15 protein-coding genes are annotated in these 15,328 nt (G+C 46.4%); 11 read left to right on the top strand and 4 right to left on the bottom strand.

From position 1 onward, the window contains the following. Positions 1–57 precede the first annotated feature (57 nt). From proB to V1358_RS07065, 6 genes are all read left to right on the top strand, one after another. The gene (proB, locus tag V1358_RS07090; RefSeq protein WP_347393035.1) at positions 58–1,182 is read left to right on the top strand and encodes a glutamate 5-kinase; all 1,125 of its coding nucleotides are present in this window, start codon (positions 58–60) and stop codon (positions 1,180–1,182) included. A gap of 45 nt (positions 1,183–1,227) precedes the next feature. Beyond that, a complete protein-coding gene (locus V1358_RS07085) occupies positions 1,228–2,208 on the top strand; it encodes a GGDEF domain-containing protein (RefSeq protein ID WP_347393034.1) in 981 nt (326 codons plus the stop codon). Between the two features lie 49 nt (positions 2,209–2,257). Continuing rightward, positions 2,258–2,617, top strand: a complete 360-nt coding sequence (locus V1358_RS07080; RefSeq protein WP_347391720.1) for a glutaredoxin family protein — start codon at positions 2,258–2,260, stop codon at positions 2,615–2,617. A gap of 145 nt (positions 2,618–2,762) precedes the next feature. Then, positions 2,763–4,253 carry a glutamate--tRNA ligase gene (gltX, locus tag V1358_RS07075; protein ID WP_347393033.1) on the top strand — a complete coding sequence of 497 codons (1,491 nt, stop codon included), beginning with the start codon at positions 2,763–2,765 and terminating at the stop codon, positions 4,251–4,253. Between the two features lie 143 nt (positions 4,254–4,396). Further along, positions 4,397–5,098, top strand: coding sequence for a DUF3581 family protein (locus V1358_RS07070; protein ID WP_347391722.1), 702 nt, complete (start codon positions 4,397–4,399; stop codon positions 5,096–5,098). 112 nt (positions 5,099–5,210) lie between these two features. After that, positions 5,211–5,543 carry a MipA/OmpV family protein gene (locus V1358_RS07065; RefSeq protein ID WP_347393032.1) on the top strand — a complete coding sequence of 111 codons (333 nt, stop codon included), beginning with the start codon at positions 5,211–5,213 and terminating at the stop codon, positions 5,541–5,543. Between the two features lie 396 nt (positions 5,544–5,939). On the opposite strand, the gene V1358_RS07060 is transcribed toward V1358_RS07065, so the two are convergent. Next, positions 5,940–6,488 carry a DUF1415 domain-containing protein gene (locus V1358_RS07060; protein ID WP_347393031.1) on the bottom strand — a complete coding sequence of 183 codons (549 nt, stop codon included), beginning with the start codon at positions 6,486–6,488 and terminating at the stop codon, positions 5,940–5,942. Beyond that, positions 6,485–7,762 (bottom strand): lipid IV(A) 3-deoxy-D-manno-octulosonic acid transferase, encoded by a 1,278-nt coding sequence (gene waaA / locus V1358_RS07055; protein ID WP_347393174.1) that lies wholly within the window; start codon positions 7,760–7,762, stop codon positions 6,485–6,487. Before waaA ends, V1358_RS07060 begins: the two co-directional genes overlap by 4 nt. A gap of 142 nt (positions 7,763–7,904) precedes the next feature. Here waaA and V1358_RS07050 point away from each other — a divergent pair, with 142 nt between their 5' ends. Beyond that, entirely contained in the window at positions 7,905–9,332 is a 1,428-nt protein-coding gene (locus V1358_RS07050) for a capsule assembly Wzi family protein (RefSeq protein WP_347393030.1), read from the top strand. A 7-nt stretch (positions 9,333–9,339) separates the two neighbouring features. On the opposite strand, the gene V1358_RS07045 is transcribed toward V1358_RS07050, so the two are convergent. Next, positions 9,340–10,353, bottom strand: coding sequence for a glycosyltransferase family 9 protein (locus V1358_RS07045; protein ID WP_347391726.1), 1,014 nt, complete (start codon positions 10,351–10,353; stop codon positions 9,340–9,342). 339 nt (positions 10,354–10,692) lie between these two features. On the opposite strand from V1358_RS07045, the gene V1358_RS07040 reads away from it, so the two are divergent. Both V1358_RS07040 and hldE read left to right on the top strand, forming a co-directional pair. Next, positions 10,693–11,277 (top strand): D-sedoheptulose-7-phosphate isomerase, encoded by a 585-nt coding sequence (locus V1358_RS07040; RefSeq protein ID WP_347391727.1) that lies wholly within the window; start codon positions 10,693–10,695, stop codon positions 11,275–11,277. Positions 11,278–11,280: 3 nt separating this feature from the next. Beyond that, positions 11,281–12,720, top strand: coding sequence for a bifunctional D-glycero-beta-D-manno-heptose-7-phosphate kinase/D-glycero-beta-D-manno-heptose 1-phosphate adenylyltransferase HldE (gene hldE, locus V1358_RS07035; RefSeq protein WP_347393029.1), 1,440 nt, complete (start codon positions 11,281–11,283; stop codon positions 12,718–12,720). 16 nt (positions 12,721–12,736) lie between these two features. Here hldE and V1358_RS07030 read toward each other — a convergent pair whose 3' ends face one another. After that, a complete protein-coding gene (locus V1358_RS07030; RefSeq protein WP_347393028.1) occupies positions 12,737–13,459 on the bottom strand; it encodes a 3-deoxy-D-manno-octulosonic acid kinase in 723 nt (240 codons plus the stop codon). A 148-nt stretch (positions 13,460–13,607) separates the two neighbouring features. Between V1358_RS07030 and V1358_RS07025 the strand changes: the two genes are divergently transcribed. Together V1358_RS07025 and gmhB are read left to right on the top strand one after the other, a co-directional pair. After that, complete coding sequence (locus V1358_RS07025) at positions 13,608–14,654, top strand: glycosyltransferase family 9 protein (protein WP_347393027.1); 1,047 nt, start codon at positions 13,608–13,610, stop codon at positions 14,652–14,654. Beyond that, the gene (gmhB, locus tag V1358_RS07020; RefSeq protein ID WP_347393026.1) at positions 14,651–15,202 is read left to right on the top strand and encodes a D-glycero-beta-D-manno-heptose 1,7-bisphosphate 7-phosphatase; all 552 of its coding nucleotides are present in this window, start codon (positions 14,651–14,653) and stop codon (positions 15,200–15,202) included. Before V1358_RS07025 ends, gmhB begins: the two co-directional genes overlap by 4 nt. Positions 15,203–15,328: the final 126 nt, after the last annotated feature.

Below are 15,328 nucleotides of genomic sequence, written 5' to 3'. Positions count from 1 at the left end.
ATTCGCCCGTGCTTGGGGTAATAATGGAGCACATTCGGGATATGAGGGCAGCAACGAGTGCAAACACAAGCGCAACCAAACGGGCAAACAATCGTCATTAAATTAGGCACCAGTGTCTTGACCAATAATGGTCAAGGGTTAGACCGCGCGCACATGGTGGAATTGGTGCGTCAATGCGTGCATCTGCAAAAGGCGGGAAACCATATTGTTTTGGTGTCTAGCGGCGCAGTAGCCGCAGGGCGAGAACTACTTGGCCGCACCCCTAGCAATGAAACCTTGGCACAAAAGCAAATGTTGGCGGCGATTGGCCAAAGCCAACTGTTGCACACCTGGCAAAGCTTATTTGCTCTTTATGGCGTGCCTGTTGGGCAAATGTTACTTACTCGCGCTGACTTAGACGACCGTGAACGTTACCTCAATGCCCGTGATACCTTACTTGCATTGCTCAAAGAAGGCGCTATCCCCATCATTAACGAGAATGATGCAGTTGCTACCGCGCAGATTAAAGTCGGTGACAACGATAACCTCTCGGCACGAGTTGCGGTGCTTGCTGACGCCGATAAATTATTACTGTTAACTGACCAACCAGGCTTGTTTAGTGCCGATCCGCGCTCAAACCCAGATGCTGAACTTATTCCTGAAATTCGCCATATCGATGAGTCTGTAAAAGCGCTTGCTGGTGGCAGTGGTACGGCCGTGGGTACCGGTGGCATGGCCACCAAAATAGAGGCGGCGAGTATCGCTCGCCATGCCGGAGTCGATGTGGTGATAAGTGCTGGGCACGGTGAAGATGTGATCATCAATTGTTTAGAACAACAGCTAGGCACTCGCTTTGTTAGTTTAACGGCGCCGAAAAATACGCATAAACGCTGGTTGTTAGCGGGCCCATTGAGCAAGGCGCAAGTGCATGTTGATGCTGGTGCCGCCAATGCGATTCGCAATCATGGCGCGAGTTTGTTGATTGTGGGCATTACGTCCTTTGCGGGTGAGTTTCGCCGTGGTGAGCTGGTACATGTTCTTGATTCACATGGAGAAAGTGTAGGTAAAGGGGTCGCTCGGTATCACAGTGACGAGTTGGCTCTATTGTTAGCCAGACCAGCTGAACCAAAGGAAACGGTGCTTGGCTATGATAATGGTGCGATGCTAATCCACCGCGATGATTTCGTTAGCTTTTTGGACTAGCCAGACTACACTTAACAAACTTAGTAGGCAACATTACGACAATGGATGAAAAGTAATCATTGCGGCCATCAATGGATGATTGCACTCACGCAAAAGTTGAGTGAATGTGAACTAGACTTGGAATTGAAAAACATCCTTGAGCACCTGCTTGAAGACAGCTACTTCGCGCTTTATATGGATAAAAATGTTGGCGCACAGCCGCAGCCTATTTGTGTGTTTGCATCGCAGGGGTTTCCTGCTTATAACAACAAGCAGGTCAGTAACGCAATGCAGACTTTGGATTGTGAATTGGTGCGCATTTCAGGCCAAGACGGCAAGCACTGTTTCTTTCCCATGCACAGAAATGGCAAGTTGATTGGCTTTGTCGTTGCTCAAAGTAAGGTACTGGCCAAGTTAGAAAACGCGTTTGTCATCACTAATATTTTGAATATTTACGCTAATCAGCAGTACTTACTTTACCGCTCTCGTCTCGACCCATTGACCGAACTCCTTAATCGTCAATCCTTTGATAGCGAAGTCATGGATATTCTGCAGCAAAACCATCTGTTGTCTGAGTTAGGCGATGTGCCAAATTGGTTTTTAGCCATGATAGACATCGATCATTTCAAAGAGGTGAATGATAATTTTGGTCATGTTATAGGTGATGAAGTGATCATCTTAGTGGCGCGCATGCTCCGTGACAGCTTTGACCACAAAGACTTCGTATTTCGATACGGTGGTGAGGAGTTTACTGTGCTGTTTCGTGCCAATGATATGCAGCAGGCGAAGCAGATGCTGGATGCGTGCCGACGTAACATCGCTAAACGAGAGTTTCCACGAGTTAAATCGCTTACCGTGAGTTGCGGTTTTTGCCAACTCATTGGCAGTGACATGGTGCCGCAGTTAGTGCAAAAAGCTGACACTGCTCTGTACGCAGCAAAAAATGGTGGTCGAAACCAAGTCGTTAATTTCCACGAGCTGCCAACGGCCAATCTTTCAGGCGACTACGGTGAAGGCTTTGACGACGACATGTTGGAGCTATTTTAACCGACGTGATACACTCTGCGCCCCAAAATTGTTAGCGATAAGAGTGCTTATGAAGTTTGTACGTTGGTTTTTAGGCCGCATCATTTTGTTTTTCAATTTCATTTTTACCCCGCGTAGTAAAAAGCGTGAACCGCAAGCCCAGCAGCAGTTAGATGCGCAAACTGCGAACATGGCTTTGTATCAATTTCATGCATGCCCGTTTTGCGTAAAAGTACGTCGCTCGATTAAACGCAACGGTCTCAAGATTGAAACCCGTGATGCTAAAAACGATGACAACTATCGCCAAGAGTTAGCAGAGCAAGGTGGCAAGGTAAAAGTGCCATGCCTGCGTATCGAAGAAAATGGTCAAGTGCAGTGGATGTATGAATCATCAGATATCGTTGCTTATCTTGATAAGTTAGCAGCATAAATCCCGATTCCTTCCCCGCAATGAAACACCCAGTAAATTATCTCTAGTCTGTGTGTTCATTGCGGTGTTTTGTGCTACGAAATTACCCGCCTTTGTGCTAGCATTTGCAGCAAATTTTTAGTTGCTAAATGAAAGAGAAGCTAGCATGACTGAGAACAAGATTGTTCGTACCCGCGTTGCCCCGTCACCAACGGGTGATCCGCACCTAGGCACAGCCTACATTGCCCTATTTAACTATTGCTTTGCTAAGCAGCAGGGCGGTGAATTTGTATTACGTATCGAAGATACGGATCAGGTACGCAGCACGTCTGAGTCTGAACAAGCAATCATGGACAGCTTAAAGTGGTTAGGCCTGCAATGGGATCATGGTCCAGATGTGGGCGGTGAGTTTGGCCCTTATCGCCAGTCTGAGCGCTCTGATTTATACCGCAAATATGCACATCAATTAGTAGAGCAAGGTAAGGCATTTTACTGTTTTGCCACTGCTGAAGAACTTGATGAAATGCGTGAGCAGCAAATGGCTGAAGGTCTGCGCCCTAAATACGATGGTCGTGGCTTGAACCTAAGCGAAGATGAAGTAAAGGCAAACCTTGAAGCGGGCAAACCATACGTGATCCGTATGAAAATCCCTGCTGAGGGCACATTCACGTTCAACGACTACCTACGTGGCGACATTGAGATCCCGTGGGAAAACGTCGACATGCAGGTACTATTGAAGCAAGACGGCTTCCCGACTTACTTCCTTGCAAACGTTGTTGATGACCACCACATGCAAATCAGTCACATCTTCCGTGGTGAAGAGTGGATTAACTCAGCACCTAAGCTATTAAAACTATATGAAGATTTCGGCTGGCAGCCACCTGTGCTTGGTCACTTACCTCTGCTTCGTAACCCAGATAAGTCGAAATTATCGAAACGTAAGAACCCGACTTCAATCAACTACTACAAAGAAATGGGCTTCTTACCAGAAGCGGTATTGAACTACCTAGGTCGTATGGGTTGGTCTATGCCTGATGAGCGCGAAAAGTTCACCTTGGAAGAGATGATTGAGCACTTCGATATGAAGCGTGTATCACTGGGCGGCCCGGTATTCGACGTAGAAAAACTGAAGTGGTTAAATGGTACTTGGTTACGTGAAGACTTCTCTGACGAGCAGCTTATTCAGCGATTTGTCGAGTGGAAATACAATGGTGCTATGCTACAGCGCATCTTGCCTGAAGCGAAAGCTCGTATCGATACGCTATCTGATCTTGTGGACTTAGCAGGTCACTTTGTTGCTGGTATGCCGCATTACGATCCTGCACTACTAACAGACGGCAAGGTAGAAGAAGATGTAGTGCGCCAAGCGTTACAGTTCTTCATTTGGGAACTTGAAGTGCTGCGTACATGGGAAAAATCTGAAATCTTCGCCATTGCGAAGAAAGTAGCGACGTTCCACGAGCTTAAAATTAAAGATTTCCTAGAACCAATTTTCGTTGCAATTACGGGCAAGAAATCATCGACTTCTGTTATTGATGCGATGGAAATCTTGGGTTCTGATATGTCTCGTGCACGTCTACGTGTTGCCCTTGAGCACTTAGGTGTTTCTAAGAAGCAAGCGAAAAAACTAGAGAAAGCATACCGCGATTTTAACTAATAAAATTGTGAGAAATACCAGCCGTCTTGCTCACAAGACGGCTTTTTTTGTGCCAAATTGTGGTAAAACACAACAGATACGACCTCTCTTTGCGTATTTTTTGTTACACTGCCGCAGTTTTTTTGTACTCAAGTAGAGCAAATATGTTAGAGCAGTATTATCAAGATTTTGGCACCCACGTGTGTATTACCCGCGAACAGGGCAGCCGTTTTGCCAAAGGCGTTGCTGATGATTTCAATCCACTTCATGATGTTGAAGCGAAAAAATTCTGTGTGCCAGGTGACTTACTATTCTCTGTAGTCCTTGATAAGTATGGTATTAACGAGCAAATGCGTTTTACTTTCGCCAACATGGTTGATGAAGGCGTAAAGCTAGGTATGCCAGAGGGCGCAGCACAGTTCGACATCAAAGATGGCGACAAGTGTTACCTCAGTGTGGCGCGTGAAGGTAATAACAATGCCTGCAAAACGCTGACTAATGCATTAATTAAGAACTACGTTGAGTTCTCAGGTAAAGCATTCCCGCACGTAGTAATCCCGTTGATGGCCACGAAAGGGGTGATGATTAACCCTGCGCGCCCGATGATTATCTACGAATCAATGAGCATTCACCTTGATAAACTTGATGCGGTTGCGCCACAGCTGCGTGAAGCTGAGCATGAGTTCACGTACGAAGGTAAGCGCGGCAAAATCGTCTTACGCTTTGATTTACTTGAAAATGATGAAGTGATTGGCCGCGGTGAGAAGCACATGCTGGTATCGGGACTTCGCGAATATTGTCAAGACACGGTGGATGAGTTGATCCGTGGTTACAATGAGAAGAAAGCGGCGCTGAAACCAGCGTAAAAGTGGTCGAGACGTCGACTAATGCGTTTTTAAAGGGTCAATGTGAGAACATTGGCCTTTTTTGTTTTGTTGGGGTGCCAACATGCGCTTTTTGATTGTCAGGCCACCGACAATGGCGTTATTTGGTGTTGGTCGTCGATTCGGCGAGCAAACTGAAGGCACAGGTTCTGAAGTTAATTTTGTTTTACACGACAGTGATTACGCTAACAAAGGGTTTGGAATTTATGCTATGCAATCAGCTTCATCTGGCTTAGAGGAAACAAATTTAAGTGGGGGATTGCGTTCGGTTGGTATCGATTATAACTACCGAAAAAACATCAACAGTGATTGGCAAATCTATGGCGAAGCACTATTTGAGTATTTCAGTAGTGAAGTTAGAGATAGCCCCATTGCACGCAGTGATTTCGAAGCTGAAGTAGGTGTTGGATTTATTTATAAATTTTAGTTTCATCTGAAAAGAGCAATGATTTCGAGAGTAATTAAATTTATCGACTGACACGATAGAGATATAAGATCGAAGTGCCAGTAAGATAAATACCCGCTTTTCGCTTTTTTCGGAATTACAGATTTTTTAGACTTTCTGTAGAACGTAGGTTTATCGGCCTAATCCCTCGCTTGGACTACGAGCGAAAACATGCTCAGGGCAGGGATGTCCTGTGCATGTTGGTTAGGTTCATTTCTCGTGGCGCGTTGAGGAAATAATGCAATCTTGGGGCGCTTCGGGGTTCTCAAGGGGGGGCGTAAACCACCCCTTAGGTGTTGTCGCTACCGCGACCAGATCTCAATTTGAAGGCTTATCTAACATTTCATATTAAGCTTTAAGTGGAACTTATGGTGTTGGTTACTTCTGTGTTTTGTGCCCACACTTGTTAAGTAAATCCTGCCAAAACTTTGCACCTTTGCGTCTTGCTAGGCGCATATTGTTGTCGGGAATACTTTCTGGCTCATCATAACTTTCAAGCGCTTGCTCCATACTTTCTTCACGGATAATGTGCAGCGTAGGGTAGGGGGCACGGTTGGTGTAATTAGCCGCATCGTTATCGGTGCTGTCGGCGAACACGTAATCAGGGTGGAAGTGGGCAAGCTGGTAAGTGCCTTCAAATCCTTGCGCGACTAACAGCGCGTTGGCTAAATCAATCAGGTCGAGAAAGTCTGCAAAGTCAGTAAAACCGTGTTCAAAGCACACCAATGTGGTTTCAATTTCCGGATACTCATTGAGTACTTGGCATTGTTCCAAGGTGTCCATCACTGCATCTTCGGCCGTTGATGCACCACTGATATGATAGCGGATAGTGTTGTTTTCCATCTCTTTGCGCGCAAATGGGCAAAAGTTGTATTTTACGATGACCGCGCGAACCCATTCGCGCATCGCTTGTTCACACTGAGTCATGATGCTACTCCTGAATTCAAGGTGCCTTTTATTAAGGTGACGGTGCGTGCTATCGCACCTTGATTTTGTTTTACAACTTCCAAGCCTTGTTGGCCCATTTGGGTGCGCGTTTGGGTATCTTGTAATAAGTCGAGTAGCTCAGTGGCCAACGTTTGTTCATCAACAAAGCGGGCTCCGCCTTGCTCAATGAGCGCGGGGTATACATGATCAAAGTTGAAAGTGTGTTTACCACTTAATACAGCAATGCCATGCGCACAGGCTTCGAGGGGGTTATGGCCTCCTCGGGTGATTAAACTCCCACCGATAAAAGCCACATCCGCAGTGCCATAAAGCATGGTGAGTTCGCCTAGGGTATCTGCTAGCAGTACAGCTTCACCTTGGTAAGCGTCTTGGCTTCTGCGGCTAAATGTCACGCCCAGTTCGCCGAGTAATTGAGCGACTTTATCGAATTGCTCTGGGTGACGAGGAGCAACTATAAGTACAGCATCAGGGAAGCTTTCTCGAACCTTATTGTGTGCTGCAATCAAAATCTCTGGCTCTCCAGGGTGAGTTGAACCAGCTATCCAAATAGGTCTTTCACCTAAGCATTGCCTTTCATTGAGCGCTTGCTCGCGCTGCATCTCACTCACACTGATATCAAATTTGATAGAGCCGGTAATTGTTAACTTTTCAGGAGCCAGCCCCAGTGCAACAAAGCGTTCGCCATCGTCTTGGTGGTGGCAGGCAAGTAAGTCTATGTCGTTCAAAATAGCGTGTGTTAGCGGCGCTACGCGGGCATAACCTTGCGCTGATTTTTCTGACAAGCGGGCATTGATAACCAAGGTGCTTAGCCCTGCGGTTTTAGCACTGTGTAGCAAGTTAGGCCACAGCTCAGTTTCAATAATAGCGAGCAGTTTTGCTTGGCTGCGGCGAACAAAGCGCCGTTGCGAAAGTGGTAAGTCAAACGGTAAATAAGTTACATGAACACGCTGTGTGGCAATTTCATTGGCAAAGAGTTGATTAATTTGCTCTCGGCCTGTTGGCGTATTGGTGCTGATCACTAAAGTGTAATGACTCTCATCATTTAGGAGGGCTTTGATGAGTGGAGCAGTGGCCAGCACCTCTCCTACAGACGCACAATGTAAAATGATATCGCCTCGGGCCTTGGTAAAGCCAAAGCGCTCAGTAAAGTGCTCGCGGTAGCCGGGGTTTTTGCGCCCACGTAGGCCATACAAATACAACCACACGAGTGGCATTAATAAGGTAAGAATAAGGGTATAAAAAAAGCGAGAAATCAAAGCAATCAATTGAATCAATGGCAAAGGGTAAGTGTACCCTGAGATGAGAGCGAAGCCAAAGCTTTACAATTTAACTGCTGAGTAATGCGAATCAATTTGTTAGTATCTGCGTCATTATAATGAAGCGCTAGGAAAGCAAATGAATGGATATAAACTGACCAGCTCCCTCGTAGCTGGTGTTTTGTTGTGTGCTGCAACGGGTTATGCGCACGCCAAGCCAACTGCGTATTTGCCAGTAGGCTATGATGTGAATTTGGAACAGCAAATTGACCGTATGTTTATCAAAACAACGGGCACGCCAATGGCTAAACCCTACCGTATGAGCGAAATTGACAAAGCTTTAGGTCAGCTCAAAACAAAAGATCCTGCTTTGCACCGCTCCATTACTACCAAATTAAAAGCCTATCGTAGCAATGATGCCGTGACTCGAGCCGGTGTCACGCTGCGTTACGAGCACGATAAGACGACACCGATTGCTAATCAACGTGGCCTAACCACAGATGAGTGGGGACAGGTGATGTTTGAAGGGATCTGGCGCCCAAACAATGCCATGTTGATGCAAGTGGGCTTGGAGTATCGCGCCGAAGCGGGCGATCTTGTGCCTTACAATACCTTTGTGGCGATTGCTGGTGAAGATTTACAGTTGAATGTGGGCTACAAAGAACATTGGTTCTCGCCGTTTAAAACAGCTGCGCAAATGGTCTCGACCAACGCTAAAACATCACCATCAATTTCACTGGGCATGGTTGCTCCAGCCCATAACTGGTGGAATTTCGATTTTGAGTTGTATTACACCGAATTAGAGTCAGTTAAAGAAGGCATTCAATATCAAGGTGAGTGGTACGACGGCAGTCCTCGCGTGGCTGGAACTCACATTAGTTTTGAACCAGTGCAAGGTTGGAAAGTTGGCCTAAACCGCATTATGCAATTTGGTGGTGGCCCTCGCGAAGTGGACTTCAAAGACGTATTCGATGCGTTTTTTGACCCTGCAGGCAGTGACAATAGTTATTCCGAAGAAGAGCGCGATACGGAGTTGGGTGACCAACTAGCTTCCCTCACCTCGACTTTCTATTTTGATTGGGGGATGCCTGCAGAGTTTTACTTTGAATACGGTGGTGAAGATACCCAAGGGGGTAGTAACTACAGTTTAGGTAACCAAGTAACATCCTTTGGTTTGTATTTGCCGCAGTTAACGTCCAGCATTTCGGCGCGTTATGAATACAATAAGTGGAAAACGAGCTGGTACACAAACGGTCTATACCGCTACGGTAACACAAACGATGGCTTTGTTTTTGGCCACTATGCGGGCGATAGACGTATCTTTGGTGACGGTGTTCCTGCTGAGGTGCATGCCTTGGTACTGGACTACCAGCAGGATATGGATTCACTGTGGCAGCTGAAGCTGACTATGCAGGATAATGACTCTGAGCGTTACACTGGTGCGCAAGAGCTACAAATTCTCAATAGCCAAATCATTGATGGTTACCGAGTAGAAACTCAGCTGACCTACGGTAACGATGTGTTTGATGAAAGCTATGGACATGCGTCCGTTTCTTTATATTGGTAAGCACTAACTAGGCATTGGCCAGCAGTGCCAATGCCTTGTCTGCCACTGTTTGCGCGCTGATACTGTCTACGCGCTTGCTACCAACTAGCACTTCACCTGGGCCAAGCGGTCGCCAATGATGTGCCTTTTCTCGAATCAAAGCTACAGCGGGGACGCCCAGACTTGCCGCCAGATGCATAATGGCTGTTTCCACACTAATAACAATTTTGGCATGGCTTATCATCGCCGGTAATTGGAAAAAATGTTGCTTGGCGCTAAAAGTTGTGACGCGAATACCCTCTAAATCAGTAGCTTGTAATTCACTCTCTAAAGCGGGCAGCATTTCTGTCGGCGCGTTGATGATAAATTGTAGATTCGGTTGGCGGTGATGCATTGCCCGAATGCAATCTAGTACTTGAGACAACTGCCAATCACGTTTGTGAGTAGTGGATAAATGATTAATAAAAACAAGGTTATCCGTGCTCTGTGATGATTGCACTGCCGCTAGATAAGATTGCGGTACTTGCAGTTGTTGAAATGCAAAAGCGGGCTGAGGCATCTCAATTAAGGCGCCAAAGTGGTGCTGGTAAAACTCACTAATATGATCAAACTGCGCACTTTCCTTGATGCTAATGCTGGCATCTAGTGCTTTTATATGGGCACTATTACAAAGCTTTTGCCAAGGGCTGAGCAAGTACGCACCCGCTGCAAAGTTATCGCCCGCGATTTGGCGTGCGTATTTACAAAAGCGTTCACTGCGTTGTGTCGCAATGAAAAAGACGATGTCGTATTGGGCGTTTTGAGCTTGTGTTAATTGCTGTTGGCGTTGCTTTGGAGAGCTTGGGTTAGGATACAAAGTACCAATATTGGGTTCGCTTTCTAACCACTGGCTAAGAATTTGATTTCGACCACTGTGCCAAGTTTTTGTGTTGTCGCGACAATCGTCAAACCAAATATCAATTTGCAAATGCGGGTAGGTCGCCGCTAGCTGCTGTAAAAACACGCCTTGATATACGTAATCACCTATCGCTAAATGACTCATGTAAAGCACACGCTTTGCATTAGCTAGTTTTTTTGCGCTGATTAAGGGAATACTTCCGTGCACTGACACTTATCAAAGCCTGATCTAAATTCTATCGAGCAATGATAGCAAAGCGCGCAGGGCATTGGCAGAGTATATTTGTGGCAATTTCGTTAATAGCTAATTAAAGTTGCACACACTACTATATAGCAAGACAAAGATTGTCTTTTTTGTGTACAGTCAACTTACTTACCTTACCTACATACTGCGAATACCCGCTCGCAGTACTTAGTACAAAAGCGTGCAATTCTAAAAACTCTTTGGAATAATGCCGTTAAAACTCGCGAATGAGGAATGAACATGGTCAATACTGACAACGCAGCGGCTACATATTTCGATAGCCTTGCTCGCCACCGCGCTCTTTTTGAAACAATGGATAAGTACCAAGAAGAAGCATCTCAGTTATTAGCGCAATGCCACAAGGCGCTCCAAGCAGGTGGTAAGGTTATTTGGTTTGGTAATGGCGGCAGCGCTGCTGATGCGCAACACCTTGCGGCCGAGTTTGTTGTTCGCTACAAAAAAGAACGTGGTCCGTTAGCATCAATTGCGCTAACGACGGACACATCTATCCTTACAGCTCATTCGAACGACTATCACTTTGATACGGTATTTGAACGCCAAGTGCAGGCGTTGTGCAAACCACAAGACTTGGTGATTGGCTTAACAACTTCAGGCACCAGCCCAAACATCAACCTCGCTTTGGCTGCAGCAAATGAGATCGGCGCGTACACCGTCGCCTTGACGGGTCGTGATGGTGGTAAAGTCAAAGATATCGCTAAATTACCGATTATTATCGCCAACGATGAAACGGCGCGTATCCAAGAAGCCCATATGTTCATCGGCCACTGGCTGTGTGAAGCGCTCGATCTGCTCGTTGCGGAGTAATACATGGATTTAGGTTTACTTAAGAATTTAAATAAAGCAAAAGTGCTGGTAGTGGGTGATGTCATGCTTGACCGCTACTGGCACGGTGATTCCGGTCGTATCTCACCAGAAGCGCCGGTGCCAGTGGTAAAAGTGAATCAACTGGAAGACAAAGCAGGCGGTGCCGCGAACGTGGCTAAAAATATTGCTCGCTTGGATGGTCAAGTGGGTTTGCTTGGTTTAATTGGCGAAGATGAAAGTGGACAAACACTTGAGCGCATTTTAGCCAATGAGCACATCGACTCACAGTTAGTCCATGTTGTTGATTTGCCTACTATCGCCAAAATGCGGGTGATCAGCCGCCATCAACAAGTTGTGCGTCTAGACCAAGAAGAGCAATTCTCAAAAGAGCACTCACAACTGCTTCTCAATCGTTTAGAGCGAGTTGTTGATGACTATGACTTCGTACTTTTCTCTGACTATAACAAAGGCTCTCTTACACTGATTGAAGCGATGATCCGCGTTGCCAAAGATGCGGGTAAAACAGTGCTTGTTGACCCTAAGTCGCCGCAGCTTGGTTTATACCGAGGTGCTGATTACATTACGCCAAACTTGAATGAATTTAAGCTTGCAGGTGGTGATGCAAGCTCTGAGCAAGCCTTGACGGACAGCGCGCGAGCGTTAATTAAAGAAGCGGGTATTGGCGCTATGCTCCTGACTCGTTCAGAGCAGGGGATGTCGCTTATCAGCGCGACAGAAAAGCACGATTTCGCTGCGCAAGTACGTGAAGTCAGTGATGTGACAGGTGCTGGCGACACCGTTATCGCCACGCTGACTGTGATGCTTGGAGCAGGGATGACACCAGCAGATGCTGTTGAACTGGCAAACATTGCGGCGGGTATTGCGGTAAGTAAACTCGGTGCGGCAACGGTATCACCGGAGGAACTGAGTCGTAAGCTGGGTCAGTATTTGCGTCAAAACGGTGAGCACTATCAGACACCATTTGAATCTGTATTGCAGCATATTGAATTTGCAAAGCAAAATGGCGAAAAGATTGTTTTCACTAACGGTTGCTTTGATATCCTGCATGCAGGGCATGTGCGCTATCTTGCGCAAGCTAAAGCGATGGGCGACCGCCTGGTTGTGGGACTGAACACCGATGATTCAATAGCCCGATTAAAAGGCCCAGAGCGTCCAATAAACCCGCTTGATGAGCGCGCTATGGTACTTAGTGCCTTGGCTGCCGTTGACTGGGTGATCCCATTTGGCAAAGAAGAAGAGAACGACACGCCAGCTAAACTAATTGAGCAAATTAGCCCGGATATTTTAGTCAAAGGTGGCGACTACAAAGTGGAAGACATTGCTGGCGCTGACCATGTATTGCGCCACGGTGGTCAGGTTGAAGTGCTAGAGTTCCTTAATGGTTGCTCAACGTCGAATGTGATCAGCAAGATCCGCTCTTAATATTTCACAAGGCTTATCAGCAGCTTAGTGCTCGCTGATAAGCTTCTTCTAATTTCTGCCAATCACTTTGCTGCCAGTGAAAACTCGGTTGCCTACCCGCCTCTTTAGTAAAACTGCGCTGTAAACGCTGCATATTTTGTTGCTGCCACTGCGTTTGTGGTGGGCGAAGTTCACCGCGATCAAAATCAATGACATGGACCTTATCTTGGTCATCAAACAGCACATTATTGATGTTTAAATCTGCGTGATACACGCCAGCTTTGTGAAAACGAGCAATGGTTTCGCCAATATGGGTTATTAGCTGTGCAGCCAAAGGTCCTGCAACTAGACGCTCACAAAGGCTCGTTGCTCCTTCTAGTGCACGAGTAATGATATCACCGCGATAAATGAGGCCTGAACGTGTTACCAAAGCGGCTATGGGCTCGACTACAGGCAGACCTTGCTGATGCAGTTCGCACATCAAGGCAAACTCTTTGTAAACACGGGTGTTGTCCATGCCTGTGAACAGGTATTGGTCTTGCAATACCTTACCTACCAAACCGCCGCGCCAGTAATGACGAAGCACCGCTTTTAACTCTTTTTCAGCAAAAAAATAGGCGGTCGCTCGACCTGTTTTTTGTGCGAACACCTTGTCTTGTTCAAGCCAGTATTGCGGATTGAACCAGTGTTCATTGATAGCAAGCGGGTTACTTTCTTGGGTGAATAAAGTCTGGTTTTTGCTTACAGAGGTTAGTTGCATGGGTCAGAGTGATTATCGCAAGGTGGCATCAGTGTAGCGTTTTTTATACTGGCAATAAACTTATATGCCTCAGAGCACTTGAACATAACTTGCAATGCGCTGAGGTTGCTTTACCATTTGCTCAGTTTTTCTCTTAAGGAAGCGCCCAGTGCAACTCAACTCTGTGCAATCGATTTGTATTCTTCGCCTTTCTGCAATTGGTGACGTGTGTCATGCAGTTGCTGCGGTTCAAGCTATTCAGCGTGTTCATCCAAATGCCAAAATTACTTGGGTAATAGGCAAGGTGGAAGCCATGTTGCTTGGTGGGCTACCAGGCGTAGATTTTGTCATTTTCGATAAAAAACAGGGTAAACAAGCGTTTAAAACCTTACGAGCACAGTTAAAAGGGCAAAAGTTTGATGTGCTGCTTAATATGCAGGTGGCATTTCGCGCTGGGCTCGCCAGTCGTTGTATAAAGGCCAAGGTGAAATTGGGCTTTGATAAAGCGCGCTCCAAAGAATTACACAGTTTGTTTATCAACAAACGGATTGAGCCTAAATCTGAGCCGCATGTACTCGAAGGCTTTATGCAATTTGCCCAGCAGTTGGGGGTAACTGATTTCACACCACATTGGCAACTGCCACTGAGCGACAGCGACCATCAAAAAGCGGTGGAACTGGTGGGTGATGAAGGTGAGCCGCTACTCATTATCAGCCCAGCAGCAAGCAAAGCAGTGCGCAACTGGTTGCCAGAGCGCTATGCACAGGTGGCCGACCATGCCATAAAACAAGGGTTCAAAGTGGCGATTACGGGTGGTCCAACTGAGATGGAAAAAGCTCTGGCCGAGCAAATTAGTGAGCACTGCCAAGCAGAGGTGTTAAACCTTGTTGGCAAGACATCACTTAAAGAGTTGACCTGCGTCTTAGGCCTGGCCACTGTGGTGTTAGCTCCAGATACGGGCCCTGCACACATGGCCGTGACACAAGGCACACCGGTGATTGGCTTGTACGCGCACTCCAACCCTAAGCGCACGGGCCCATACTTGTATCAAGATTATGTGGTAGAGGTTTATAACCAAGCCGTTATTGAGCAACATGGTAAACCCGCCACACAGTTGCCTTGGGGTGTGCGCGCTAAAGGTGAGTTGATGGACAGAATTAGCACAGACGCTGTCATTGCCATGTTCGATAAAGTAGTAAGAGAACACAGACTATGAGCAACAAAGCCGTTTTCCTAGACCGTGACGGGGTAATTAACGTTGATCACGCCTATGTGTATAAACCACAAGATTTCGAATTTATTGCGGGTGTGTTCGACGCCTGCGCTGAGTTCGTTAAGCAGGGTTATCGCTTAATCGTGGTAACCAACCAGTCTGGCATTGCCCGTGGTTATTACAGCGAAGCACAATTCGCTCAGTTGAGCGAGTGGATGAAAGCACAATTCGCTGCGCATAATGTGCATATCGACGCTGTATATTACTGTCCGCATCACCCGAAAAAAGGACAAGGTGAGTATTTACAAGACTGTGATTGTCGCAAACCCGAGCCAGGAATGCTGCGACGTGGTATCGAGGCATTCGACTTAGATCCGAGTCAATGTGTGATGGTAGGTGATAAGCATGGTGACATGGTGGCGGCAAAACGCTGCAACATCGGCACTAAAATTTTGGTACGCAGCGGTCAAGAATTTAGTGATGAAGCGCTGCAAGATGCTGATTTTGTTTGTGACTCTTTAGCAGCGGTGCCAAAGCTACTTACATTTTGAATTTTTATTCATATATTTCAATTTATTATGTGAATCTATTTCATCTATAAACAATGCATTTCTAGTGCGAACCTTTTACAATAGCGCTAATTTAAAAGATTACCCTTGGGGCTGGCATTGTGGCCT

It is taken from the genome of Pseudoalteromonas pernae (genome assembly GCF_039831865.1).
Lineage (GTDB): Bacteria > Pseudomonadota > Gammaproteobacteria > Enterobacterales > Alteromonadaceae > Pseudoalteromonas > Pseudoalteromonas pernae.
The sequence above is the reverse complement of the archived record's forward strand: the minus strand, read 5'-3'. Positions and strand labels throughout refer to the sequence as shown.